Origin of the sequence: Polaribacter sp. Hel1_85, assembly GCF_000766795.1 — a bacterium.
Classification (GTDB): domain Bacteria; phylum Bacteroidota; class Bacteroidia; order Flavobacteriales; family Flavobacteriaceae; genus Polaribacter.
This window is the reverse complement of the sequence record NZ_JPDS01000002.1, coordinates 637,524-663,867: the sequence shown is the minus strand read 5'-3', so window position 1 is coordinate 663,867 and position 26,344 is coordinate 637,524. Positions and strand designations below refer to the sequence as shown.

The window sequence follows — 26,344 nt, the reverse complement described above, 5'->3', positions numbered from 1 at the left end:
AGATGTATAAAAGTAAGTTTTTGTAATTTAGAAAACCAAAAAAAAGCTATGCAATCTTTTATTTCTAATACTTTAGACGAGATTTTAAAAACAACAAATTCGTTTAAAGATGTTGTTTTTATTTTACCATCTCAAAGAGCAAAAGTATTTGTAAAACAAACCTTTAAAGATAAAATTTCTGTAGGTTTTTTACCAGAAATTATAAATGTTGAGCAATTTATCAATCAAATTTCTGGAATAGAAAAAGCAGATAGTGTTCAATTATTATTTCATTTTTATACAATTTATAAAGGTTTAGAGAAAGAGCCTGTAGCTTTTGATGTTTTTGCCTCTTGGGCATTTACGGTAATTCAAGATTTTAATGAAATAGACCAGCATTTAATAGATACAAAAGACATTTTTGTTTATTTAAGAGATATTCAACGTTTAAAAAAATGGTCTGTAAAAGGTGAGTTTAAAGAAACAGAATTAATGAAAGATCATTATTCGTTTTTAGAAAAACTAAATATTTTTTACGATGCTTTTTATCAATTTTTATTAGAAAAAAACATTGGATATCAAGGTTTAATATATCGAGAATCTTGTAAAAAAATAGACGCTTTTTTACAGAAAAATTCAAATAAAAAATTCTTTATCATCGGTTTTAATGCTTTAAATACTGCAGAAGAATATCTGTTTCAGAAAGTTTTAGAAAACGAAAATTCAGATATTTATTGGGATATAGATCAAGCCTTTTTTTAAAGGAAATCATCAAGCAGGAAAGTTTATAAGAAGATATAAGAACGAGTGGAAATATTACGAGAAAAATGAAATTAAAACTTTAGGAAATTCTTTTTCTCAACCCAAACATATAGAAGTAATTGGAGCTTCAAAAAACACAACGCAAATAAAATACGCAGGAGAAATTTTAGAAAAAATCACTGATTTTAAAAATACAGCCTTGGTTTTGGCAGATGAAACTTTGTTACCGATAACATTGAACTCGTTGCCAAAAAACATCAATGCAATTAATATAACAATGGGATATCCTTTAAAAGATGTACCAACTACTAATTTGTTATTTGCTATTTTTCAGTTATTTGTATCACAAGATAAACTGCAAAAATCGATTGTAAACGAATTTTATTATAAAGACGTAATTCGGTTTTTAAAACATCAATCTATTTATAAATTAATACCAGAGATTGATGCTTTTTCAGCTGAAGTAGCAAAACAGAATCAAACATTTATCAATCAAACTCATATTAATAAATTATTAGAAAATTCCAATACAGAGTTTAAAGAAGTAATGATAGCAATCTTTAATTCTTATGATTCTATTGATGAGTTTTTAGACAGGATTTTAAACTTAATCAACTTTTTAAAAGAAGATGTAACTGAATTAGAAAAGGAATATTTATTTAGATTTTACACCACATTTACACAATTAAAAACATTGCAAAATGAGTTTAAATATTTTCCAGATTTAAAAACATTAGCACTTTTCTTTAGACAATTAATTTCTTCAGAAAGTTTATCATTTCAAGGAGAACCTTTAAGAGGTTTACAATTAATGGGAATGTTAGAAACGAGAGTTTTAGATTTCGAAAATATCATTTTAGTGTCTACTAATGAAGGTGTTTTACCAGCAAGTAGTCAGCAAAATTCTTTTATTCCTTTCGATGTAAAAATCGAATTTGGCTTGCCAACATATAGAGAAAAAGACGCTATTTTTTCATATCATTTTTTCAGATTAATGCAAAGAACAAAAAACGTTTTTATCATTTATAATACAGAACATGATGTTTTTGGTAGTGGAGAAAAAAGCCGTTTTGTAACCCAATTAGAAATGATGCGAACAGACGTTGTTCAGAAAATGATTTCTCCAAAAGTGGTGACACAAAAAGTGGAATTGAAAGTAGTTGAAAAAAATGAATCCGTTATAGAAAAGCTAAAAGAATTGGCTAAAAAAGGTATTTCACCATCTGCTTTAACCAATTATTTATACAATCCAATTTCGTTTTACAAACAGAAAATTTTGAAACTAAAAGAGTTTGAAGATGTAGAAGAAACTGTTGCTTATAATACTTTAGGAACTGTAGTACATGAAACTTTAGATGAGCTGTATACACCTTTTGTAAATAAATTTTTGTTATCTGAAGATATAGATGTAATGAAAACGAAATCTAAAGATTTGGTGATTAAACATTTTAAAGAATTCTTTAAAAACGGAGATATTTCAACAGGAAGGAATCGTTTAATTTTTGAAGTAGCAAATAGGTTTGTCAATAATTTTTTATCACAAGAAAAAGAGTTGTTAAAAAACAAAAACAATCAATTAAAAATTATTGCAACCGAAGAAAACTTAGCAACCGAAATAGCAATTGATGGAATCGATTTTCCGATCAAAATTCATGGTCAAGTAGATCGAGTAGATGAATTAAATGGTGTATTAAGAATTATAGATTACAAAACAGGAATGGTGAGTAGTGCTAATTTAAAAGTACTAGATTTCGAAAAATTAAGAGAAAAAGAGCAGCATAAAGCAATTCAAGTTCTCTTGTATGCATATTTATATACAAAAAGTAAAAAGTATAATTTTAAGCAACCTTTAGAAGCCGGAATTTATTCTTTTAAAAACCTAAATAGTGGTTTTTTATCTGTCAATTTTTCATCAAATTACAGAAAACCAGATTTAGAAATTACAGAAGAAAGATTAGAAGAGTTTATCGCAGAAATTAAAACCTACATTAAAGAGATTTACACGCTTAATGTAGATTTTATTGAACCTGCAGATTTAAAATATTAAGTAGTAATTTATTATATTTATGCCATGGAAGAAACTTTTGACCAGATTAACATCAAGTTTTCAAAAACTGATAGACAAACTCCTTCTGTAAGAATAGTATCTATCTTTCTTGTTTTAGTTTTTGCATTTATTCCACTAGCAGAAATAGTTACTGATTTGGATTATAATACGATCAATTACCAAGCTAAAATTTATTTCTGTGCTAATGATATAGATTTTACTGACAACGTTTTATCCTTTAAAGAAATAAAATAAGTTGTTTTTTTATTACTTCCCCTTCAAAATTAACAAAGGAATAGAAGTATGAAACTCTTTTTTAAGAACTGTATTTTTTTCCCATAATTTTTTAAAGAAACCTTTCTTACGTCTAAAAACACATAACATATCTGGGTTATGCGTTTTAAAGTGTTCTAAAACACCTTGAAAAGTAGTTGCGTTTTCTGTAGTAGTAAGACTAGTTTGTAATTCTTGTAATTCTTTGTCTAAAACTAAATCTTCGTCTTTATGACCAACCGTTTTAACTAATAAAGAATTTATTTCTGGATTAAATTTTTCTGCCAAAGTAACCAAAGGATTTAAAGCCGTTTTACATTTAATAACACCAGATTTAAACGCTAATAAAACCGATTTTATAGGTTTGTAAACATAACCTTCAGGAATCGTTAAAACGGGTAAACTCGATTTTTTAACCAAACTACCAGCTGTACTTCCAAGAAAAACACCATGTTTAATAGAATTACTTTTAGCACCAACAATAATTAAATCTACACCAATTTCATTATCAATAGATTCAACACTATCAATAACATTACCTCTAGAAGAAATTAATTTTACATCAACATTTTTTCTATCAACAGCACTAACCATTGTTTTTAAGTACAACTTGGTTTCACGCTCAATAATGGCAGTCATATTTACCATAGAACCTGCTTTAGATTTTGCTTTGTAAGCTCTAAAAACCAATACATTTGCATTTATTTCTGCTGCAAAATCAATCGCATATTGTAAAGTGTTAATTGCTTTTTCTGTAGATCCAATTGGGACTAAAATATTTTTCATAATGCTAAATTTAAAGCTGCAAAGTTACATATTTTTTTTGGGCGTTACCACAAGGGTCAGGCTTTCCGTTTCAAGTCCTCGTTCGTTCCTCACTGTGGGCTTTTCACTGCAATCCTTAACGCAAATCTAGTTACATTTGCAAAATATAGATATGAAAACAAATATTAGTTTAAAATCGATTAATAAGTTAGCAATTCCTGCTTTAATTGCAGGTATTGCAGAACCTTTATTGTCTATTACAGACACTGCAATTATTGGTAATATTAATGAAAATGCAACCGAAAGTTTAGCAGCAGTAGGTATTGTAGGTGCATTTATTTCGATGTTAATTTGGGTTTTTGGGCAAATAAGAAGTGCCATTTCTTCAATAATTTCACAATATGTTGGCGCCAATAAATTAGATGAAATTAAAACCTTACCAGCACAAGCAATTGCAATTGTAGTTTTAGGAAGTTTATTGGTTTTAGCAATTTCTTATCCGTTTGCAAAACAAATTTTTCAATTTTATAATGCTTCAGGAGAAGTTTTAGATTATTGTATTACTTATTTTGAAATACGAATTTTTGGATTCCCATTTTCACTCTTTGTATTTGCTGTTTTTGGAACATTTAGAGGTTTGCAAAACACTTTTTATCCAATGATAATTGCTATTATTGGAGCTTTGTTAAATGTAGTTTTAGATCTTGTTTTTGTCTATGGAATAGAAGGTTATATTCCTGCAATGAATATAGAAGGAGCTGCTTATGCAAGTGTAATTGCACAAATTACAATGGCAATTATTGCCCTGTTTTTGTTATTGAAAAAAACACCAATTACTTTAAAAATAAGTTATCCATTTCATAAAGAAGTTCCTCGTTTGTTAGGGATGATTGCAAACCTTTTTGTGAGAACAATTGCATTAAATACAGCTTTATATTTTGCAACTGCTTATGCCACAGATTATGGTAAAGAATACATTGCAGCTTATACAATTGGTATTAATATTTGGCTGTTAGGCGCTTTTATGATTGATGGATATTCTAGTGCAGGAAATATTTTATCAGGTAAATTTTTAGGTGCAAAAGATTATAAATCTTTGGTAGAATTAAGCAATAAACTTTTTAAATATGGTTTAACAACGGGAATAATTATTGCTTTGTTAGGTGCTATTTTTTATAATTTTATCGGACAAATCTTTACAAAAGACCCAGATGTTTTAGAACAATTTTATCATGTTTTTTGGATTGTTTTAATAACACAACCCATAAGTGCGATTACGTTTATTTTTGATGGAATGTTTAAAGGAATGGGAGAAATGAAATACTTAAGAAATCTTTTAATTCTTTCAACAGGCTTGGTTTTTATCCCAACTTTGTTGGTTTTTGATTATTATAATTTAAAATTAACTGCAATTTGGATTGCCTTTACACTTTGGATTATTGCAAGAGGATTGCCATTAATTATTAGATTTAGAAGTAAGTTTTTGCCACTTGTTGAACAATAAATTAGTTTAATTGTCTCCTCGAGCGCAGTCGAGAGGTTCGTAATTAGGTCTCGACTGCGCTCGACCAGACAGAGACTTCAAAAAACGAAGTGATAGATAAAAGATAAACCTTATTTTTACAAAAAGAAACATCTATGACAACCTCAAGACAAAACGGAAGTTTATATACCAACATTCAAAATAATATTGCAACTATAGAATTTGGTCACCCTGCAAGTAATTCTTTTCCAAGTGAATTATTAGACAGATTAACAAATGAGTTGAATTCAATTAAAAATAATGATTCAGTTTCTGTAATCATATTAAAATCTGAAGGAGAAAGAGCATTTTGCGCTGGTGCTTCTTTTGATGAATTGGTTGCAATTTCAAATTTAGAAGAAGGAAAACAATTTTTCTCTGGTTTTGCAAATGTGATAAATGCAATGAGAACTTGTGGAAAGTTAATTATAGGTAGAATTCAAGGAAAAGCTGTTGGAGGAGGAGTTGGTTTAGCAGCTGCCTGTGATTATGTTTTGGCTACAGAAAATGCTGCTATAAAATTATCTGAATTTACTATAGGAATAGGCCCTTTTGTAATAGAACCTGCTGTAACTCGTAAAATTGGAGTTGCAGGAACTGCAGAACTTACTTTAGATGCAACTAGTTGGAAAAATGCCTATTGGGCAAAAGAAAAAGGGTTGTTTGTAAAAGTCTATGAATCTGCAAAAGAGCTAGATGATGAAGTAGAAATCTTAGCAGAAAAATTAGCATCTTATGATCCTGAAGCTTTGGCTGAAATGAAAAAGGTTTTGTGGGAAGGAACAGAAAATTGGAACGATTTATTAGCTGAAAGAGCAACTATTTCTGGAAAATTAGTCTTGTCTGATTTTACAAAAAAAGCGTTGGCAAAATTTAAAAAGTAGAGTTATGAAAATAGTTTCTACAAATATTGGAGAACGAAAAGAAATTGATTGGAAAGGTGAATTAATAACTACAGGTATTTTTAAATATGCTGTTGATAAACCTATCTTTTTAGATACAGAAGATGTAAAAGGTGATACAATTTGTAATAGAGAAAATCATGGAGGAATTTTACAAGCAATTTATGGGTATTCATTAAACCATTACGACTTTTTTAAACCACATTATCCTAAATTAGATTTTGAAATGGGCATCTTTGGAGAAAACTTAACAATTGATGATTTAGATGAAACCAAAATTCACTCTGGAGACACTTTTAAAGTTGGCGAAACCATTTTAGAAGCAACTGTGCAAAGAAACCCTTGTTTAAAATTAGGAGTTCGTTTTAACGATATGAAAATTTTAAAACAATTCTGGAATACTACTTTTTGTGGTGTTTATTTTAAAGTGATTCAAACAGGTTTTGTAAAATCTGGTGATATTTTTGAGCAAATCAAATCATGTCCAGAAAACCCAACAATTGCAGATTTATATGTTGCTCAAAGACTTGTAAAAGAGATGTAATATTTTTTGTGTTTGTCATTTTGCCTTTACGTAAAATCTAAAACATAATTAGGTTTAGATTTCTCAATTCCACTGCGTTTCATTCGAAATGACATTCAGTTTGTCATTTCGACTTTATGGAGAAATCTGAAAATCAAAAAAAAAAGGAGTAAATTTTGAAAAATTAGCTAGCAAACAAGTTTAGCCCAGATTGAAACGGCATCCTTTTTTCTGTCAGTTCGAGTGAATTTTGAAGAATGAAAAATTTGTATCGAGAACAGAAGAAAAAAGATATAGTGAAAAGCTGGAAATAGCTTCAAAAAAAATTAAATCGTATCTTCTTTTTTATGTAAAAACCGAGTTAATTTCATTGATAGATCTAACAAAATAATTTTTGCATTTCCATTTCTTTCAATATGATAAATGGCTTCATTCAACTCTTTTTCAATCTCTAAAATATTTCCACCATGAACAAAAGGAGCAAATTTTGATAAATTAAAACCAGTTTTTGTTTCCATAAAAACCAAGTTTTCAGATTTGTAATTTAACAACATTGCTTGTCTAAAAAACTGCAAACAATAACCTAAAAAACGTTTTTGAGTTTCACGTCCGGTTTTTGCAATCGTATCAGACCATTCAATTAATTGCTTAACAACTGCTGCATTTCCTTTGGCTCTAAAAGCAGTTCTAATCCACGCTACAAACCATTCTTCAAAAATAAGATCAGAAGAATCGTTGTGTAATAAATGCAATGCTTTGTTAAAGTTACCTTCTGCTTGATGTGCTAATTTTGCAGCATCATTATCAGAAACTTGATGATTTACAATTAATGCATTAGAAATATCTTGTTCGCTCAATGCAGGGAAATGCAATGCCTGACAACGTGATTTTATAGTATTTATAAGCTGTTCTTCACTTTCAGTAATTAAAATGAACACCGTTTTTTCTGGTGGTTCTTCAATTAATTTTAAAAGTTTATTGGCAGCAGCAATGTTCATTTTTTCTGCCATCCAAATAATCATTACTTTAAAACCACCTTCGTAACTTTTAAGTCTCAGTTTTTTTACAACCTCTTCAGCTTCATCAACACCAATAATTCCTTGTTTATTTTCTACACCAATATGTTGTAGCCAATTAAATAAACTTCCATAAGGTTGTGTTTCAATAAATGTTCTCCAATCTTCTAAAAACAAACTACTAACAGGATGTTTTTTTACGTTTTCGTTAGAAGTAACAGGATATGCAAAATGCAAATCTGGATGCTGAAGCTTATCACACTTTAAATTACAGACATCAACATTATCAGAAAAATTACACAATAAAAACTGAGCGTAAGCAATTGCCATTGGCAAAGTTCCACTTCCTTCTTTACCCACAAATAATTGTGCGTGTGGAATTCTGCCGTTTTCAGCAGACACTTTTAAGTGTTTTTTAATGTGTTCTTGACCTATGATTTGGTTGAAAAGCATTAGCAAATATAAAATTTGTTTGTCATTAATTCATTAATTTTAGAAGGCAATCTTTTAAATTGTGAATTCGTTGCAACAGATAGATTTACCTTCGAAAACGTTGTATTGATTTTTAGGTTTTACTCATCAAAAAGAGCAAATAAAAAGGTATTTTTGTTGAAAATAGATTTAATAAAAGATGAAAACACTAAAAGATTTTAATTTCAAGAATAAGAAAGCGCTAATTCGTGTAGATTTTAATGTGCCTTTAAATGATAAATTTGAAGTAACAGATGCTACAAGAATTCAAGCTGCAAAATCTACAATTATAGATATTTTAGAGCAAGAAGGAAGCTGTATTTTAATGTCGCATTTAGGACGTCCAAAAGGATTTCAAGATCAATTTTCTTTAGGTCATATTGTTGAAAAAGCAACTGAAATTTTAGGAGTTCAAGTAAAATTTGTGTCAGATTGTATTGGTGATAAAGTAGAAGAAGCTGTTGCAAATTTAGAATCTGGAGAAATCTTATTATTAGAAAACTTACGTTTTTATGAAGAAGAGAAAAAAGGAGATGTTGCTTTTGCAGAAAAATTATCGAAACTTGGTGATATTTATGTAAACGATGCTTTTGGTACTGCACACAGAGCACACGCCTCAACAACTATAATTGCTCAGTTTTTTCCAGAAAACAAATGTTTTGGAAACTTATTAGCAAGAGAAATTGAAAGTATAGATAAGGTATTAAACAATTCTGAAAAACCAGTTTTAGCAATTTTAGGAGGTGCAAAAGTATCGTCTAAAATTACTGTAATTGAAAATATTTTAGATAAAGTAGATCACTTAATTCTTGGTGGTGGAATGAGCTTTACTTTTATAAAAGCACAAGGAGGAACTGTTGGAGATTCTATTTGTGAAGATGATAAAATGGAATTAGCTTTAGATATCTTAAAGCAAGCAAAAGCTAAAGGAGTTGAAGTTCATATTCCTGTAGATGTTATTGCTGCTGATGATTTTTCTAATGATGCTAATACTCAGATTTTAGACATTACTAGAATTCCTGATGGATGGCAAGGACTTGACGCAGGACCAAAATCTAGAGAAAATTTTGATGCTGTTGTAAATAAATGTAAAACTATTTTATGGAACGGACCTTTAGGTGTTTTTGAAATGGAAACTTTTGCAGGAGGAACAATTGCTTTAGGTCATTCTATTGATAAAGCAACTAAAAACGGAGCTTTCTCTTTAGTTGGAGGTGGAGATTCTGTTGCTGCTGTTAAACAATTTGGTTTTGCAGATAAAGTAAGTTATGTTTCTACTGGTGGTGGTGCTATGTTAGAAATGTTAGAAGGAAAAACGTTACCAGGAATTGAAGCTATATTAAAATAAAAAGCCCATCCTAACCTTCCCCAACGGGAAGGAACACTCAAGAGAAAATTAATTTTTTATCTTGTATATAATTTATTCTTATAAGCGTATAATTTTTAAAATTATACGCTTTTTGTTTTATTAAAGTTTAAGTTTTAATTTCGTGGTTCTTTTTACATTTACACAGTTAAAACGTTTACACATCAAAAAATGAAATACACCAAATTACCACATACAGATATAAAAGTTAGTAAAATTTGTTTAGGAACCATGACTTGGGGAAAACAAAACACACAAGAAGAAGGTTTTGAACAAATGAATTTTGCTCTTGAACAAGGTGTGAATTTCTTTGATACTGCAGAGTTGTATTCTGTTCCTGCAACTCCAGAAACGTATGGTTCTACCGAAAAAATTATTGGAAATTGGTTTAAAAAAACGGGTAATAGAGATAAAATTGTTTTAACCAGTAAAATTTGTGGTCCAGGACCTTATACTGCTCATATTAGAGAAAATGGTTTTGCTAAAGAAGCAATTATAGAAGCTGTTGAAGAAAGTTTAAAAAGATTGCAAACAGATTATATAGATTTGTATCAGTTGCATTGGCCAGAGCGTGGTGTAAATACTTTTGGTTTGAGAGATTATCCTTATAAAACTTCTAGAAAAGAAGCAGAAAATCATGTGGAGATTTTAGAAACTTTAGATGCTTTAATTAAACAAGGAAAAATAAGACAAGTTGGTTTGTCTAACGAAACTCCTTGGGGAACTTTACAATATTTACAAGCTGCAAAAGAATTGAGTTTACCAAGAATGATTACCATGCAAAATTCGTATTCTTTGGTTCATAGAAGTTATGAATACGGAATGTCTGAAGTTTCTATGAGAGAAAATATTGGTTTATTAGCCTATTCTCCTTTAGCACAAGGTGTATTAACTGGTAAATATTTAAGAGGACAAAAGCCTGCAGATGCAAGAGGAATTTTGTTTCCTAATTATATTTTAAGATACCAATCTGATTTGGTTCAACAAGCAGTTTTAAAGTATGAAGCAATTGCAAAAAACGCAGGAATTACCTTAACAGAATTATCTTTAGCTTACATAAATCAGTTGCCATTTGTAACTGCAAATATTATTGGAGCAACTAAAATAAGTCAGTTAAAAGAAAACATTGGAAGTATCAATATTGATTTATCTGAAGAAGTATTACAAGAAATTGAAGCTGTTCATAAATTGATTCCAAATCCTGCTCCATAATTTAGTTGACAGTTTATTAGCATTCAGTTTACAGTATAAAAAAATCCGATGAAATTATTTTCATCGGATTTTTTTAATTTTATTTATAAATTGATGTTATTCAACCAATTTTATAGAAGTTGCTTTAAATTTTCCATCTTCAACAACTCCAGCAATTTCTCCTTTTCGAATTACGTTACAAAAACCTTTTTTTAAATCGTGAGCATCACCAAAATCGTCAATTCCAAAACCATCAACATAATATGCTTGGTCATTAAAACGAACCGCTAAATTACAACCTCCTCCTTCTAATTCGAATTTACATTGTCCACAAGAAATTTCTGCAACTTGCTTAATTTCTACTTTTTTGTCTGCACAAGAAAGTCCAATAAATAAGATCGATAATAGAAGTAATTTTTTCATAATTTTAATTGTTCTCAACTGCGCTCGAACTGACAATTGGTTCTTATTTGGTTTCTGTCACTTTTAGTGATTTTTATTTTTAATCAAAATTGTATAGAGATGTTTTTTAATTCTATTTATTTAAAATAGTAAGACTGAAAAACTGCAACTGCCAACTGAACACTGCTCACTATTTCCCTCCCCAAGAATCACGTAATCCAACAGTTTTGTTGAATACTAGGTTTTCTTTGGTAGAATCATCATCAACATTAAAATACCCTAAACGTTGAAACTGAAAACGTTCTCCAATTTCTGCAGTTTGTAAACTAGGTTCTAAATAAGCTTCAATAATTTCTAAAGAATTTGGGTTAACAAACTCCATATAATCTTTGTCTTTATGAGCATCTGGTGCTTCGTCTAAAAACAATCTATCATAAGCTCTTACTTCTGCTTTAACAGCATGTTTTACAGAAACCCAATGCAAAGTACCTTTTACTTTACGTTTGCTTTCTGGTGTATCGCTTCCAGATTTTGTTAACGGATCATAAGTACATTGTATTTCTGTAATATTTCCATCAGCATCTTTTGTACAACTATTAGCTGTAATAAAATATGCGTTTTTTAAACGAACTTCTTTTCCTAATTTTAATCGGAAGAATTTTTTGTTAGCTTCTTCTCTAAAGTCTTCTCTTTCTATATAAATTTCTCTAGAAAAAGGAACAGCTCTACTTCCAAAACCTTCTTCATAATCATTATAATTAGCATCTAATAATTCCTCTTCACCTTCAGGATAATTAGTAATGACCACTTTAACAGGATCTAAAACTCCCATTACTCTTTTGGCAGTTTTGTTTAAATCTTCACGAATTTTAAATTCTAATAAAGCGACATCAATTACGTTTTCACGTTTAGAAACACCAACAGTTTCTACAAAACTTCTAATTGAAGCAGGCGTGTAACCACGTCTTCTTAAACCAGAAATGGTTGGCATTCTTGGGTCATCCCATCCAGATACTATACCTTCTTCTACCAACTTCAGCAACTTACGTTTACTCATTATGGTATAACTTAAGTTTAAACGAGAAAACTCACGTTGTTTTGGCGGATTTGGATATTCAGATTTGCTATATTCTAAGATATTATCTCTAAACCAATTGTATAACTTTCTGTGAGGTTTAAACTCTAAAGAACATAAAGAATGCGATATTTGTTCAATATAATCACTTTCACCATGTGTCCAATCATACATAGGGTAAATACACCAATCATCACCAGTTCTGTGGTGAGATTTGTACATAATTCTGTACATTAAAGGATCACGCATCAACATATTGTCATCAGCCATATCAATTTTTGCACGCAAAGTATGTTCACCTTCCTTAAATTTTCCATCTTTCATTCCTTGAAATATTTCCAAGTTTTCTTCAACAGATCTATCTCTAAAAGGACTATTGGTTCCAACTGAAGTTGGTGTGCCTTTTTGAGCACGCATTTCTTCAGAAGACTGAGAATCTACATATGCTTTTCCGTCTTTTATCAACAAAATTGCCCAGTCATATAATTGCTGAAAATAATCTGAAGAATAACATTCGTTTGCCCATTGGTAACCCAACCAAGAAATATCTTCCTTAATTGCATCTACATATTCTTGCTCTTCTTTAGCAGGATTTGTATCGTCAAAACGCAAGTTTACAGGCGCGTTGTAATGCAATCCTAAACCAAAACTAATACCTATTGCTTTTGTATGACCAATGTGCAAATAACCATTAGGTTCTGGTGGAAAACGAAAACGTAAATTTTCTTTAGGCATTCCATTCGCCAAATCATCTTCTATAATGTGCTCTAAAAAAATTGAGCGATTTATTCTCTTCAGACATAATTTATATGAAAAATTAAGCTGCAAAATTACGGAAAATACTTCGTTGTTATTGAGAGTTTTGTAACAAAATCAAAATTTTAGCAACTAATAAATAAACACTATTTACTATGAGTAATCAAATAAGAAATTATACATGTCCAAAATGTGATCATAAAACCTATAAAGTTGCAGAAATGAGAGCAACAGGAGGTACATTGTCAAAAATTTTCGATATTCAAAATCAGAAATTCACAAGCGTAACTTGTAATCGTTGTACTTACACAGAATTTTATAAAACAAAAACAAGCGCAATAAGTAATGTTTTCGACTTTTTTACAAGTTAGAATTAATATTGAGCTTTTCTAAATATGGGTGTTCCTTTATCCTGAAAGCAATCAGGATTAAAGTCGTGCTTTCCATTCCAATCTTTTTATTCATTCTTCATAAAAAGGATTTCTATTGCAATCACTAACACAAGAATCTTAATAAAATTCGGTTATTAGAAGTATATTTGTCTTTTTTAAGAAATAATGGGAATAATACAAGTTAACAACATAAAACTCTATGCATACCATGGATGTTTAGACGAAGAAGCCAAAATTGGCTCTGAATATAAAGTTGATATAGAGGTAAAAGCCAATTTAAAAAAATCTGCAAAATCAGATGAATTAGTAGATACTGTCGATTATGTTCATTTAAATCATATTGTAAAAGAAGAAATGGCAATTCGTTCTAAATTGTTAGAAGAAGTTGCGCAACGTATTCTAGATCGTTTTTTTAAAGAGTTAAAAATGATTAAAAAAGCAACTGTTTCTGTTGCAAAAATTAATCCACCAATTGGCGGAAACGTAGAAGAAGTTGTAATAATTCTAACAAAAAAACGATAATATTAAAAAACACTTGCAATACGTGTAAATTTGCTTAAATTTGCAATCCTTAAAACAGATTATCAATTTATTGAAAATTAGTTTTTAAGATAAAAAGGTGTCTTGGCCGAGTGGCTAGGCAATGGTTTGCAAAACCATGTACAGCGGTTCGAATCCGCTAGACACCTCTTCGAAAAGTAGTTTAATCCCTGACAGTTAATTTGTTAGGGATTTTTGTTTTGTCTAAATTCCAACCAGATTCCTGCAAACTAAAATTAGGTCAATTTTTATGATGGTTTGAGTACTTTTTGTGTTTCTCCATATTGACCATTTTTGGTTTTCAAATTCTAAATTTTATTTATGGAATTGATTAATATTTAACCTCTCTCTTTTTCAAAATTCTAACGAAAGTCAATAAGCTCTGATGTAGAAATTCCAAATGCATCTGCAATTCTCTTAAGCATAGAAATTTTCATTTCTTGTTTACCTAATTCATATTTTCTTAAATTTTGAGCATCCATCAAGTTTATACTTCTAAAGAAAATGGCAGAACTGGTTATAATATGGAAAAGTGGCATTGGTCTTATATACCGCTAGCAAAAAAATATTTAGAATATTATAATTCAAACTTTTCATATGAAAACATTACAGGTTTTAAAGGATCAGAATTAGCAGGAGAATTGAATATCATTAAAGATTTTGTAAATGGTATCTCAAATAGTGTAGATGACATGCGCTAAAATTTGTTACTCCAAAAACTCTAGATCCTAATAATTGAAAATGGTACAGATCTTTTTCAAACCTTAAACTCCTTATTATATAATAATAAAACTTATAAAATTATGGATCAAAAAAAAGATGCAAATGATTTAATTATTAAAATTATTAAGGATAGTTGCAATTTAATTATTCTTTGGATTAAGAAGAAGAAAAACATTTAGCATTAAAAAGAGAAACCAACCCAATATGGGTTGGTTTTTCTAAGTTTTGAAATTACTAAAACTATTTTTTTATTTCATAAAATAGATTGCATTATTCACACAGAGCATTATAAATGTCTGGAATAATTAAATTTATTTACACCAGAACAAGATCGAATCAAAAAAAATATCTATTAAAAAAACGATTATTCTATCGAAGAAAACTTATTAGAAACTCTTGTAACTTTAATATAAAAAGCTCCCCAATCTACATTTTTATCGTTTGTAAACCAAGCACTCATATTCGTTTTTCCTTTTGTAAAGTTACCTTTAAAGCTTAGAGTTTTTGCTTCTTTTTCTATTTTTAATGTTTTTTCCCAAGCACCAATTTTTACACCACCAGATTTAAAACTCATTGTTCTACCATCACTAATTGATTCTGTAGATAATGTTGCCTCTCTTCCTTTTACAGCATCATTAATTGCTAAACCAGATTCAAATGGCCATCTACTTAATTCTATTTGATAAGTACCAGATTGTTCAAATTCTACGGTAAATTCACCTCCTAAAGGATTCTTTTTAGCTTCTCTAATATAATTCTGATTCCAAGGAATTTTAGAATCATGAACGTGTGTATCATGACACGTTAATTCTATTGGATTTTGCTTATCAGATCCTAAAATAATTATTGGAAATTGGTTAAATTCTGCAGAAACAGAACTCCACCATTCATTATAATGACTTCGCATTTTTTTAACTTTGTCAGGAAACTGACTTGCTATGTCATTATCTTGACCTGGATCTTTAGATAAATCGTATAATTCTTTACCGTTAATCAATCTCATTTTGTTAGACATTACTGCACTTTTTCTCCATTTTATAGGACTTTGAACTCGTTGAGAATCTGTAATTAAATATTCTCTTCCAATAGTTTCTGCAGTTCCTAAAAGAAGTGATGAAATATCTGAACCATCAATTTCCTTTTGTCTCTCTGGTAAATCTAGATTACAAATATTTGCTAATGTTGGTAAAATATCTAAATGAGCAGTTAAATCTGTTACATCTTTTCCTCCATTAATATTTTTACCTGGGTATGATATAAAAAACGGCACTCTATGTCCACCTTCATATTCACTGTTTTTTGTACCCTTCATTCCTGCATTATAACCATATAATTTACCTCCAACTTTTTTATAACCAGAAGCTGTACCATTATCAGTCATAAAAATTACAATTGTGTTATCTGCAATTTTTAATTCTTTTAATTTTTTTTGAAGTTTTGCAAAATTTTCATCAACATTTGTAATCATTCCATAAAATATTTTTTGAAACTCCGGAATGTCTAAATCTTTATATTGGTTATAATATTCTTCTGGCACATTATAAGGTAAATGTGGTGCATTTGTAGATATGTAAGCAAAAAATGGTTCGTCTTTCTTTTCTTCTATATATTTTATAGCCTCATCAAACCAAACATCTGTACAATACCCTTCGTATTTTGTTGGAACTCCATTTTTAAAATATGTGTCATCAAAATAATCATTGTTCCAATAATCTGGAGTCTGACCAACTCCACCTCCACCATGAGAAACGGTATATTTAAAGCCTTTATCTTGTGGTCTAGAAGGGTAAGTATCTCCTAAATGCCATTTACCAAACATTGCTGTTTCATAACCATTTTCTTTAAAAACATCGGCCATAGTTACCTCATCTTTTCTTAAGATTGAAACCCCACCAATTGTATGCCAAACACCAACTCTATCTGCATATCTACCTGTCATTAAACCAGATCTAGAAGGTGCACAAGTTGGACCAACATGAAAATCTGTTAATCTAACAGATTCATCATGAAATTTATCTAAAGCAGGTGTTTTAACTAATGTATTACCATGAGCAGCAATATCTCCATAACCTTGATCATCTGTAATAACAATAATTACATTAGGCTTTTTTGTTTCTTTAGAACTTGCTGTTTTTTTTGCTTGAGAGGTACATGAAATTGTAATTCCTACCAAGGCAATTAAAAATACTATTTTTTTATTCATTTTGATTTTCTTTTTATAAATTATCTGAAATTATTTAGGTAGATCTTTTTTCCAATTTTTCCACAAACTTTTAAGTTCATTTACAATTTGAATATTATTTTCTGCTAAATTATTTTTTTCAAACGGATCTTTTGGGATATTATATAATTCTACTTTATTAATTTTATCATTAAACAACAATTTCCAATCGCCTTTTCTAACAGCTCCTTCTGCCCAATGATTTGTTTTTACTTTTGGAAAACGCCATTCCCAGAATAAAGGTTTTGTTCTTTCAAAACTTTTATTATCTAAAATTGATGCAATATTTTCTCCATCAACTCCATAGTTTTTAGGTAATTCTATCTGCGCTAAATTGGCAAATGTTGGTAATAAATCTACTGCAGAAAGTACACTTGTAGAATCTACCTTGTTTGCTGCTACACGGTTTTTCCATTTTACAATGAAAGGCACAACAACTCCTCCTTCATAAATATCAACCTTTCTACCTTTTAAACCTCCTGTAGATCCAGCTTTTAATGAAGCTCCATAAGCTGCAGGACCATTATCACTAGAAAAAATTACTAATGTATTTTCATCTAATCCCATTTCAGACAAAGATTCTAATAACCTTCCAACATGAAAATCTGCATCTTTTAAAACAGCATAATACGTTTCTTTACTAGGAGACAAACCTTTAAAATCTTTACGCTGTTCTTCTGAAGGCCAAAGTGGCGTATGTGGATCTTTTAACCAAAGATTTACATATATGGGTTGTTTACCTTTATTTTGTTTGATAAAATTAATAGTTTCATCTACAGCAATTTTACTAGAACTTTGTACCCATAAAGAATCTGTATCCATAAAACGTGTAGTGGGCCATTTTTGATCTCCTTTCCAAGTTGGGCCATTTCCATTCCAAACTCTAGCCTCATCATAACCATATGCTTTAGCTTCTGGTGCATTTGGATCGCCATTAGGCAAACCACCACCACCTAAGTGCCATTTACCAAAATGAGCTGTTTTATAACCTGCTTTTTGCATAGTTTTTGGTAAATAAACAGGTAAAGAATCATCTAAATAATCTGGCATATTTCTTTTTACATTCAAAGCATGTCCAGCTAAATGACCATGAACTCGATGTCTTGCAGGAAAATGACCTGTTAAAATTGATGCTCTACTTGGAGAACACACACCACTTGTAACATGAAACTGTGTATATCTTGTACCCTCGGCAGCCATTTTATCTAAATTTGGAGTAACCACTTCTTTGTTACCATAAACACCTAAATCTCCAAAACCCCAATCATCTGCAAAAATAAAAATGATATTAGGTTTTGAGTTTTGTTTTACAATTTTAGTTTCTTTTTTAATGATATTGCAAGAGAGTAATGAAATTACAACAAATAACAATGTAATAATTTTTGACAGGGACATTCTCATAATATTTTTAATTTTTAAAAGTTTCTGTTTTTTGTTGAAGACTTAATTCAAGCGCTAATTCTTTTACCAGATTTGGATATTTACTTGCTAAATTTGTAGTTTGACCAATATCTTTTTTTAAGTTGAAAAGTTGTACGCTGTCTTTTGCTGTTTCAAAGCTTTTGCCATCTTCAAACCACTTTGGTATTCTTGTATGATATCCGTCTTTATTATTTATATATAACCAATCACCTTTTCTAATTGCGTACTTTGATGTAAAAGTATTTTGAACAAGGACATCTCTTACTGGTTTACTTTTATCTGTTAACCAAACATCTGAAAAATTATAACTATCATGCTGAAACCCTTTTGGTAAATTACTTTTTGTAATAGAAGATAATGTTTTTAAGATATCTATTTGACTAAAAAGTTGATGATTTATTGTACCTGCTTTTATTTTGTTTGGCCATTTTACAATAAAAGGTACGTGATGTCCACCTTCGTAAACATCTCTTTTAACACCTCTAAATGGATTAGAACTGTTGTGTTTGTAATTTTTTATTCGATCATAAGCGTATTTTTCAGAGCCATTGTCTGAAGTAAAAATAACAATGGTATTTTCATCTGCATTTATCTTTTTTAAAGCTTCTAAAATTTGTCCAACAGCATCATCAGTTTGATACATAAAATCACCATAAGGTCCTGCTTTACTTTTTCTTCTAAACTCTTTATTTGGAATTATTGGAGCGTGAGGAGAAGGAAATGCCATGTATAAAAAGAAAGGTTTCTTTGCTTTTTCTTGTTTTTTTATAAACGTTACTGCAGATTTTGTTACAGTAGGTAAAACCTTATAAAAATCCCAATCTTTAACTGAAGGTCCAGGTCTTAATTCCCAATTTCCTTCTAATGCAAATTCTTTTTTTGGATGTTGTAAAGTAATCGTTGGTGCTTCTGTAACCTTGTCATTTTCTATCCACGTATAAGGCGGAAAATTAATAGTTCCATCACCAAAATAAGAATCAAAACCAATAGATAATGGTCCACTCGGAATTTTTTTAGCCCAATCATACGCTTGTGCTGGCCAAATTTCAAATTCCTTTTTTCTTCGTATAACTTTTTCTTTCTGAGTAAAATCTTTTTTTCTGATTGCTTCCCAGTCCCAACCTAAATGCCATTTACCAATTGCTGCTGTATGATAACCGTTTTTTTTAAGAACTTTAGGTAAAGTAACCTGGTTTTCTTTAAAAACAGTTGGCCCCATTGAATGTACAATATCATTAAAGTCTCTCCAATGATACCTACCAGTCAAAAGTGCATATCTACTTGGTGTACAAATACCAGAAGAACTGTGAGCGTCTGTCATTAGCATACCTTCTTTTGCTAATTGATCTAAATTTGGAGTAGGAATTTTAGATTGTGGATTTTGAATAGCCAAATCCCCATACCCCATATCATCAGCATAAAAAATGATAATATTTGGTTTCGTAATTTCTGTTGATAATTTTGTTTGCTTTTGGCAAGATGTTAGAACCAACATTATGAAAACATAAAAGTAGAAAGTTATTTTCATCGTTTAAGTTCTAATTTTTCCAATCAATTTTTGCTTTCTTATTTTCTAAATCTACCCAAATACTAGCATGTTCATAATTCCTGGTTAAAACCCAACCGTTTGTTTGCATATCATTTAAAGGTTTCCCTAAAGGCTTGTCTAATTCTGGATACCATAAAAGTGACCCCATACTTAAACGATAACCCCAATTATAAATAAAATAAGAATGTTTTTGTGCACCAGCTAAAAAAGAAGCTAAAGCAAAATCTAAATGCTGTTTAGAAATTTTCTCTTTTTGCTTTTCTGATTTAGCCATAAACTTTTTGTTTAACCAAACATTTTCTGGCCAAGTTTTAAAGACTACAATTTTTCCGGTTTTACCTGCTTTTTCCATTTCTTGAATGTCTTTTAGCATGCTTTCTTTCGTTCTGCTATTAAAGAATCCAAAATGCTCAATCATTATAGCATCTGTATTGTCTGGAAAATCATTTCCGGTATTTCTAAGGGGAGTAGAGCGTATTCCATTGTATACAATTATCTTATCATCTCCAATTTTACATCGAGTTTCTTTGATTAAATCTAACAACCCTTGTTGAATGGCATTGTATTTTTCATCTCCCCATATTCTTTTATTCCCTGGGCTAGTTACCTGGTTCAATGCATCAAAAAAGACACCATCAATATTCTTGTTTTTTAAATTTTGTTTTGCAATACTAATCCACCATTTTCTTAGTTTTTTATTAGATAGATCATAGCGTTTAATTTTATCATTTTTTAAATCTAATTTACCTTCCTTCGTTTTTAACCACCAATCTGGATGTTCTTGATACTCTTCATGAGCTTTATACATAGAATAATCTAAAAAAGCATTCCAGTAAAAAACAACTTTCATGTCTTTATTTAGCTTTTTTAATACAGCAGCATCAGCAGCAATAGATTCTTCAGAATATTTATATTTCGGAAAACCATGCGCTTTTTCTAATACTACAAAATTAGAATGTGAAGCTATAAATTTAGCTTCTTTCTTTGTTAAAAGATCTCCCTTTTTACCAAAATGAAAAGCTACAGGAACTTTATCCCAACTAAAAGTTGGAAAATGTTTATCATTTTGAGAAAATGCAGTTTGAACTAAAAACAAACCGATTAAAAATAAAGATTTATGTGAAAGAGGGAACTTCATTATTTATGTTTATTTTATTGGTGTAAGTTTAATCGATTTTAGGCTTGATGTTTTAACATCTCCTTCTACTAAAGTTGTTTTAATAGTATGATTACCCGCTGTTTTAAACTCTAAAATACCCATGTTTCTAAATGCATATTTATTTGTTGCAGCTTGCTGATTTTGAACTTTTACACCTTCATCTGTAGTCGTTTTCCAAACTAATCTTCCATCACCTTTATACTCTAAGTCTAAGTAATAATATCCTGGTTCTTGAACATTTACTTCCCAAGTTACACCTCCGTTTTCTGTCCAGTTACTAACTTGATTTGCGTGTTTCCACTCACCAAACTTCTCCATCCAACGAACATTTTTTTGCTCTGCTCCATCTGCTTTACCAAATTCAGTTAATAATCTAGTATCAACATTTGGATAAATACCTAAATTAGTTTCTACCTCTGCTTTTACATCTTTAAGTTCTACTTCGATTACAGAAATTAGTTTTTCTGGAGCTTCATGAGGAACATCTATAATTAACCAATCATTTTCTTTACAGAATTTTAATTTACTACTTTTTGATCCTTTTAATAGTGAAACTTTTTTCACTTTAGATTTTAATCCTGGTAAGTACAATTTACCATCTGTTGGCCATTTACCTACGGATAAGAAAAGAGAATTGTCTTTTGTAGTTACATCTCCCCAAGTTAAAGCACGACCCCAAGGTGAACTACCAGCATCATAAATTACTTGTGGATATTTTTTAATCCAACTTCCAGATTCTTGTAAAAACTCTATTCCAATATTTGGGATAGATCCACTACTATCTGGACCTACATTAAATAAATAAGTACCTCCTCTTGCAACAGTTTCTATTACTCTACCAATAATTTTTTTAGGACTTTTAAAGTTGTTATCGTACCAAGCATATGACCAAGAATCATTATTTGTATCACAAGTTTCCCATAATCCTTCAACATTTCTAGTAGGTACTTCCATATCACCAATACTGGCATAATCTCCCATACCATAACCAACTCTACTACACATCATAGCTTTAGGTTGTAATTCTCTAACCATATCTGCTAATTCTACTACATATTCTTTTGGCATATCACCAGGTGTATCAAACCAAACAAAATCAATTTGACCATAGTTAGTACATATTTCTTTTACTTGTGGCTTACATTTATTATAGAAATAATCTTTAAAATCTACTTTATTCCCTTTATCATCTACTTTTGGCCCTCTAGCACCTCCTGGAGCCGTCCAATCTTGATTGTGCGAATAATAGAACCCGAAACCAAGACCTAATTCTTTACATGCTGCAGATAATTCGTGCATTGGATCTCTACCAAAAGGGGTTGCTTTCACAATATTAAAGTCACTTACTTTAGAATCGAACATTGCAAAACCTTCGTGGTGCTTACTAGTAATGATAATATATTTCATTCCAGCATCCTTTGCTAACTGCGCAATCTTTTTTGCATCAAATTTGGTAGGATTAAAAGTTTTTGCAGTTTCCATATAGTCCTTCGGAGCAATATTTGCAACACGTTTACTCATTAACCATTCTCCAATTCCGTAATAGGTTTTATCTTTCCAAACACCACCAAGATTTGAAAATAAACCCCAATGAATGAACATTCCGTAATTTCCTTCATCAAATAATTTAGCTTTTCCACTTTTTAGGGCATCACTAGAAACGTTTGTTTCTCCCCACATTTCTTCCATTCCTTTACCTTTTTTATCTTGAGAGTTTATATCCAAGACACAGGCAAACATTAGCAAAACAGAAAAAATTAAGTATCCTTTTTTTAACATATATATGTATTCTTATTAAATTTACTTTTATTTTATATCAATTCTCTTATTCTTGAGAGGCAGTAAAGACTACTTCATTAATGACTCTCAAGAAAAAATAGTATTATTTTTGATTAAAACTTATATCTCATCGTTAATTTCCAAATAGGGTTTCTACTATAATAAGCTGAAAAATTTCGTTTATCACCTCCTTGATATCTACGAATATCCTCGCCTGTAAGGTTAGATACGCCTGCACTAATTTGTAATTTTTTATTTAATAAATTCTTTCTAGCTGTAAAACCAAGAGTAGTATTTCCTTCAGTATAGTGCGGTTCATCTGCACGTACAGCCCCTGTACTACCTGGTATAGCAGTTCCTAAATTACTCAAGTAATCACTTCTGTAAGCTGCCGTAAATCGTAAAGAAAAACCAGAACGCTCATAATATAAAGTTCCATTAGCATTGTGTTTTGATGATCCAGGAAAACCGTCTGCCGAGTTCCCTAAATTTTCGTCAAATTCACTATCTACAAAAGAATAATTAGCTTTTATACCAAAATCTTTTGCAAAACCAGGTAAAAAAGAAAGGTGTTGATTAAGCCCAACTTCAAAACCATAAATATCCCCATCAGTAATGTTTATTGACTTACTGGTTTCAAATATCAAACCAGTTAAATGATCAGGTAAAGCTATCCCTAATAATTCTTCTCCTGGATATTCACCTACTTCTATTGATCTTGTTATATAATTCTCTAATTGTTTGTAAAAAGCACTAAAAATAAAAGCACCTCCATTTTTAGTATAAAATTCAAATGTAGTATCATATGACCACGCTGAATAAGGCTTTAAGTCTGGATTACCTGATCTAATTTGCCCTCTTACTCCCGAATTAGGTAGGTCGGCTAACTGTGTAGCTGTAAGATTAGCAGGAAGAGAAATTGCATTGTTTGGAATTATAGCAACATATCTTGGTCTTGAAACTGCTTTAGCAGCACTTAACCTTAATTTCATATTCTTTTTTAATGAAAAATTAACGTTAAAGCTAGGTAATACATCCCATCTTGAAGTTTCTATTTCATAGTATTCAGATGGTAATGAAAATTGATTATTAAAATCTCTAAGATCAGCACCACTTAATTCATCATCTTGACCATCTTGTGCATCGAAATAAACTGCTTCACTAAACCCTGCTGCAAAATTATCTGTTCTTACAGCTCTAACTCCAAAATTAAATGCCGTAGGAATATCAAAAAGATCTGTTTTTAAATCTAGCTGTGTATAAAAATCAGTACTTGTTTCTTCTATTTTATAGGATTTTCTAGCATTTAAACCTAAATTACCCTCATCTCCCTCTACATCTTTCAAATCTACATCAAAATCAAAAACACTACCTCCGTCTATACCTGATAGACCTTCTACAAAGCCTAATGCAACCTTCCCTGGAACCCAAAGCCATCCTTGTTCTAAACCACCTACATTCCCTCCATTAAAACCTACACCTACCCTGTTTCCCTCTGCTATAAGCTCGTTAAAATCAGCATCTGCATTTGCAGCATCTTCTGCATTATTAAAAGCTGTTGCCGCGTCTCCAGTACTTGTTTCTCTAGCATCAATAGTATTATTGGAATATCTAACTCCAAAAGTTATTTTTTTATCTTTATCTAAATCATACTCCACATCAAATTTTGTAGCATAATTATATCCTTTAGTTCTAATCAATCTACGTGCTATAGCCTGAATACTGAATTCATTTGGGTCAAAAACATCTGAAGGCAATCCAAAAACTGGAAGTTCTCCTCTTAAGTCAACACTTAAATCTGCTTCATCATAGCTAGCAAACTGAGCTCTTACTTGCGTTAAATTTTGAAAAAAATCTAAGTCAGAATACGAAACATCTGTAATGAATTTCACTTTACCTGATTGGTATGTTGTATTTAAACCTACTATATTGTTGGTTGAGTGATTGTCATAAAATTGATTTGTATTCCTAACGGTAGTTCTAGAATTGGTATTTGAAGAAGGAGATATGAAATTCACATAGTTCACACCATTAGTTTCGTTAAAAAGAAGACTATCTTTTTCAAACTCATGAAAACCTCCTAGCAATTGATTGTCATTTGTATTCCCAAGAAGTACTTGGAATACCTGTCTATCTGAATTAGCTTCTACGTTTGTTCCAGTATAGTCTAATACAAAACTTAATTGTTCTATTGGTTTCCATTGAATAGCTGCAGATATTGCTTTACGTACTTGATTAGTTCTTAACAATCCATTGTTATAAGTTCTTCCTACTGTAACATTATCATATTCATTACCATTATCATCGTTAAGAGTTATACCTAAACCACCAAGATTAGTAACACTTCTTACCCCTGTTTCGTCTTTTATATTGTCTTCATCGGCATAAATAACAGCAAGGGCTACTCCTAGCTTGTCATTTATTTTTGCCCCATAAACACCTGAAAATCTATGACCAAAATCAAGATCTTCAATTGTTGAATTGGATGCACCTCTTACATTTATACTGGCAAAATAATTTTTACCTCCTTTATATCTTATATCTAAAGGTCTTATCGTTTGAAAATCTACAGTACCTCCAATATTTGTTGAAACTTCTTTAGCTTGCGTTGTCTTATGAATTCTAGCTCCAGAAATAATTTCGGTAGGGATCACATTTAAATTAAACTTTCTAAAATCTGATTTACCTTCGTTACCTGCAGATATTGGTGTACGCCCATTCATGGTTACACCAACAAATTGTGGTCCTATTCCTCTAATAGAAACTCTATCTCCAGAAACTCCATCAACATCTCTTTCTATTTGCACCCCTGCAACTCTTTGCAATGCATCTGCTGCGTTGGTGTCTGAAAAATTCCCAATATCTTCTGGTGTAATTGCTTCTATAACAGTAGCGGCATCTCTTTTAGCTTTTACTTCAGATATATTAGAAGCACGTATACCTGTAATCACAATCTCGGTTAAAGATTCTGTATCTGTACTCATTTGAACATTCACCTCTTTTTTACCTGCAGTTGTACTTTCAACTGTTTTATAACCTAAATAAGAAAAAACCAATACAGCATCAGCTTTCTTTACTTCTATTCTATATTCTCCATCCATATCAGAGACTGTACCATTAGTAGTACCTTTAACAAAAATACTTACCCCTGGTAAGGTAACATTGTTTTCATCTGTTACTTTACCATTAATTACTCTTTCTTGTGAAAAAGTAAATGATGACATCAAAACAACAGTAATAATAGCTATGATTTTTTTCATGTTTAATAATTTTAGTTTTGGTCTAATTTCGTGATGCTAATGTCTAACTTATTTAAATAGATAGTATTCTTATTTCAATCATTTCTTTGCTCTTTTTTGTGAAATATTAAATTTTACCGACCTAAACACAACTATATCTATGATATAGATAATTTTACAAAAATTAATCTTATTTAATTATATAATAGATCTTCACCGAATTAAATACGTAATTTTTGAACCCTTACAGCAAAAAATTGATGGAATAGA

The 26,344-nt window shown here is 30.4% G+C and carries 19 protein-coding genes, 1 tRNA gene and 1 pseudogene; 11 read left to right on the top strand and 10 right to left on the bottom strand.

Annotation, left to right across the window (positions count from 1 at the left end):
• Positions 1-48 precede the first annotated feature (48 nt).
• Complete coding sequence (locus tag PHEL85_RS18135; protein ID WP_235318260.1) at positions 49-741, top strand: hypothetical protein; 693 nt, start codon at positions 49-51, stop codon at positions 739-741.
• Between the two features lie 205 nt (positions 742-946).
• Positions 947-2,788, top strand: a complete 1,842-nt coding sequence (locus tag PHEL85_RS10035; protein WP_235318259.1) for a PD-(D/E)XK nuclease family protein — start codon at positions 947-949, stop codon at positions 2,786-2,788.
• Positions 2,789-3,055: 267 nt separating this feature from the next.
• Here the strand turns inward: PHEL85_RS10035 and PHEL85_RS10025 are convergent, their stop codons facing one another.
• The gene (locus PHEL85_RS10025; protein ID WP_036824628.1) at positions 3,056-3,847 is read right to left on the bottom strand and encodes a universal stress protein; all 792 of its coding nucleotides are present in this window, start codon (positions 3,845-3,847) and stop codon (positions 3,056-3,058) included.
• Positions 3,848-3,998: 151 nt separating this feature from the next.
• Between PHEL85_RS10025 and PHEL85_RS10020 the strand changes: the two genes are divergently transcribed.
• The 3 genes from PHEL85_RS10020 to PHEL85_RS10010 all read left to right on the top strand — a co-directional run bounded on the left by PHEL85_RS10020 (position 3,999) and on the right by PHEL85_RS10010 (position 6,794).
• Positions 3,999-5,330, top strand: coding sequence for an MATE family efflux transporter (locus tag PHEL85_RS10020; protein WP_036824626.1), 1,332 nt, complete (start codon positions 3,999-4,001; stop codon positions 5,328-5,330).
• 134 nt (positions 5,331-5,464) lie between these two features.
• Positions 5,465-6,232 (top strand): enoyl-CoA hydratase/isomerase family protein, encoded by a 768-nt coding sequence (locus tag PHEL85_RS10015; protein WP_036824623.1) that lies wholly within the window; start codon positions 5,465-5,467, stop codon positions 6,230-6,232.
• Between the two features lie 4 nt (positions 6,233-6,236).
• Positions 6,237-6,794, top strand: coding sequence for an MOSC domain-containing protein (locus PHEL85_RS10010; protein ID WP_036824620.1), 558 nt, complete (start codon positions 6,237-6,239; stop codon positions 6,792-6,794).
• Positions 6,795-7,099: 305 nt separating this feature from the next.
• Here PHEL85_RS10010 and PHEL85_RS10005 read toward each other — a convergent pair whose 3' ends face one another.
• Positions 7,100-8,242 carry an ATP-binding protein gene (locus tag PHEL85_RS10005; protein ID WP_036824619.1) on the bottom strand — a complete coding sequence of 381 codons (1,143 nt, stop codon included), beginning with the start codon at positions 8,240-8,242 and terminating at the stop codon, positions 7,100-7,102.
• A 178-nt stretch (positions 8,243-8,420) separates the two neighbouring features.
• Between PHEL85_RS10005 and PHEL85_RS09995 the strand changes: the two genes are divergently transcribed.
• Both PHEL85_RS09995 and PHEL85_RS09990 read left to right on the top strand, forming a co-directional pair.
• A complete protein-coding gene (locus PHEL85_RS09995; protein WP_036824614.1) occupies positions 8,421-9,608 on the top strand; it encodes a phosphoglycerate kinase in 1,188 nt (395 codons plus the stop codon).
• A 189-nt stretch (positions 9,609-9,797) separates the two neighbouring features.
• Positions 9,798-10,838, top strand: a complete 1,041-nt coding sequence (locus PHEL85_RS09990; protein ID WP_036824611.1) for an aldo/keto reductase — start codon at positions 9,798-9,800, stop codon at positions 10,836-10,838.
• Between the two features lie 96 nt (positions 10,839-10,934).
• Here the strand turns inward: PHEL85_RS09990 and PHEL85_RS09985 are convergent, their stop codons facing one another.
• Positions 10,935-11,240, bottom strand: a complete 306-nt coding sequence (locus PHEL85_RS09985; protein WP_036824609.1) for a DUF6370 family protein — start codon at positions 11,238-11,240, stop codon at positions 10,935-10,937.
• Between the two features lie 169 nt (positions 11,241-11,409).
• Positions 11,410-13,096, bottom strand: a pseudogene (locus tag PHEL85_RS09980) (glutamine--tRNA ligase/YqeY domain fusion protein).
• Positions 13,097-13,205: 109 nt separating this feature from the next.
• Here PHEL85_RS09980 and PHEL85_RS09975 point away from each other — a divergent pair.
• From PHEL85_RS09975 to PHEL85_RS09960, 4 genes are all read left to right on the top strand, one after another.
• A complete protein-coding gene (locus tag PHEL85_RS09975) occupies positions 13,206-13,421 on the top strand; it encodes a zinc ribbon domain-containing protein (protein WP_036824606.1) in 216 nt (71 codons plus the stop codon).
• 186 nt (positions 13,422-13,607) lie between these two features.
• Positions 13,608-13,964 carry a dihydroneopterin aldolase gene (folB, locus tag PHEL85_RS09970; protein ID WP_036824602.1) on the top strand — a complete coding sequence of 119 codons (357 nt, stop codon included), beginning with the start codon at positions 13,608-13,610 and terminating at the stop codon, positions 13,962-13,964.
• Positions 13,965-14,060: 96 nt separating this feature from the next.
• A tRNA-Cys gene (locus PHEL85_RS09965) sits at positions 14,061-14,131 on the top strand.
• A 321-nt stretch (positions 14,132-14,452) separates the two neighbouring features.
• The gene (locus PHEL85_RS09960) at positions 14,453-14,683 is read left to right on the top strand and encodes a hypothetical protein (protein ID WP_036824599.1); all 231 of its coding nucleotides are present in this window, start codon (positions 14,453-14,455) and stop codon (positions 14,681-14,683) included.
• Between the two features lie 386 nt (positions 14,684-15,069).
• On the opposite strand, the gene PHEL85_RS09955 is transcribed toward PHEL85_RS09960, so the two are convergent.
• The 6 genes from PHEL85_RS09955 to PHEL85_RS09930 form a co-directional block, all read right to left on the bottom strand.
• Positions 15,070-16,908, bottom strand: a complete 1,839-nt coding sequence (locus PHEL85_RS09955; protein ID WP_036824597.1) for an arylsulfatase — start codon at positions 16,906-16,908, stop codon at positions 15,070-15,072.
• A 30-nt stretch (positions 16,909-16,938) separates the two neighbouring features.
• Positions 16,939-18,321 (bottom strand): sulfatase, encoded by a 1,383-nt coding sequence (locus PHEL85_RS09950; RefSeq protein ID WP_036826160.1) that lies wholly within the window; start codon positions 18,319-18,321, stop codon positions 16,939-16,941.
• Positions 18,322-18,334: 13 nt separating this feature from the next.
• Positions 18,335-19,876: a sulfatase family protein gene (locus PHEL85_RS09945; protein ID WP_036824595.1), complete on the bottom strand. Its 1,542-nt coding sequence runs from the start codon at positions 19,874-19,876 to the stop codon at positions 18,335-18,337.
• Positions 19,877-19,886: 10 nt separating this feature from the next.
• Positions 19,887-21,035, bottom strand: a complete 1,149-nt coding sequence (locus tag PHEL85_RS09940; RefSeq protein WP_036824594.1) for a putative glycoside hydrolase — start codon at positions 21,033-21,035, stop codon at positions 19,887-19,889.
• 9 nt (positions 21,036-21,044) lie between these two features.
• Entirely contained in the window at positions 21,045-22,835 is a 1,791-nt protein-coding gene (locus PHEL85_RS09935; protein WP_036824592.1) for an alpha-L-fucosidase, read from the bottom strand.
• Positions 22,836-22,948: 113 nt separating this feature from the next.
• A complete protein-coding gene (locus tag PHEL85_RS09930) occupies positions 22,949-26,095 on the bottom strand; it encodes a TonB-dependent receptor (RefSeq protein WP_036824590.1) in 3,147 nt (1,048 codons plus the stop codon).
• Positions 26,096-26,344 lie beyond the last annotated feature (249 nt).

What these genes read in the sequence shown, in the direction of transcription:
- PHEL85_RS10005 (WP_036824619.1), bottom strand. Translation starts at nt 8,242, where the DNA reads ATGCTTTTCAACCAAATCATAGGTCAAGAACACATTAAAAAACACTTA.
- PHEL85_RS10010 (WP_036824620.1), top strand. Translation starts at nt 6,237, where the DNA reads ATGAAAATAGTTTCTACAAATATTGGAGAACGAAAAGAAATTGATTGG.
- PHEL85_RS10025 (WP_036824628.1), bottom strand. Translation starts at nt 3,847, where the DNA reads ATGAAAAATATTTTAGTCCCAATTGGATCTACAGAAAAAGCAATTAAC.
- PHEL85_RS09985 (WP_036824609.1), bottom strand. Translation starts at nt 11,240, where the DNA reads ATGAAAAAATTACTTCTATTATCGATCTTATTTATTGGACTTTCTTGT.
- PHEL85_RS18135 (WP_235318260.1), top strand. Translation starts at nt 49, where the DNA reads ATGCAATCTTTTATTTCTAATACTTTAGACGAGATTTTAAAAACAACA.
- folB (WP_036824602.1), top strand. Translation starts at nt 13,608, where the DNA reads ATGGGAATAATACAAGTTAACAACATAAAACTCTATGCATACCATGGA.
- PHEL85_RS09995 (WP_036824614.1), top strand. Translation starts at nt 8,421, where the DNA reads ATGAAAACACTAAAAGATTTTAATTTCAAGAATAAGAAAGCGCTAATT.
- PHEL85_RS10015 (WP_036824623.1), top strand. Translation starts at nt 5,465, where the DNA reads ATGACAACCTCAAGACAAAACGGAAGTTTATATACCAACATTCAAAAT.
- PHEL85_RS09950 (WP_036826160.1), bottom strand. Translation starts at nt 18,321, where the DNA reads ATGTCCCTGTCAAAAATTATTACATTGTTATTTGTTGTAATTTCATTA.
- PHEL85_RS09955 (WP_036824597.1), bottom strand. Translation starts at nt 16,908, where the DNA reads ATGAATAAAAAAATAGTATTTTTAATTGCCTTGGTAGGAATTACAATT.
- PHEL85_RS09990 (WP_036824611.1), top strand. Translation starts at nt 9,798, where the DNA reads ATGAAATACACCAAATTACCACATACAGATATAAAAGTTAGTAAAATT.
- PHEL85_RS10020 (WP_036824626.1), top strand. Translation starts at nt 3,999, where the DNA reads ATGAAAACAAATATTAGTTTAAAATCGATTAATAAGTTAGCAATTCCT.
- PHEL85_RS09975 (WP_036824606.1), top strand. Translation starts at nt 13,206, where the DNA reads ATGAGTAATCAAATAAGAAATTATACATGTCCAAAATGTGATCATAAA.
- PHEL85_RS09930 (WP_036824590.1), bottom strand. Translation starts at nt 26,095, where the DNA reads ATGAAAAAAATCATAGCTATTATTACTGTTGTTTTGATGTCATCATTT.
- PHEL85_RS09935 (WP_036824592.1), bottom strand. Translation starts at nt 22,835, where the DNA reads ATGTTAAAAAAAGGATACTTAATTTTTTCTGTTTTGCTAATGTTTGCC.
- PHEL85_RS09945 (WP_036824595.1), bottom strand. Translation starts at nt 19,876, where the DNA reads ATGAAAATAACTTTCTACTTTTATGTTTTCATAATGTTGGTTCTAACA.
- PHEL85_RS09940 (WP_036824594.1), bottom strand. Translation starts at nt 21,035, where the DNA reads ATGAAGTTCCCTCTTTCACATAAATCTTTATTTTTAATCGGTTTGTTT.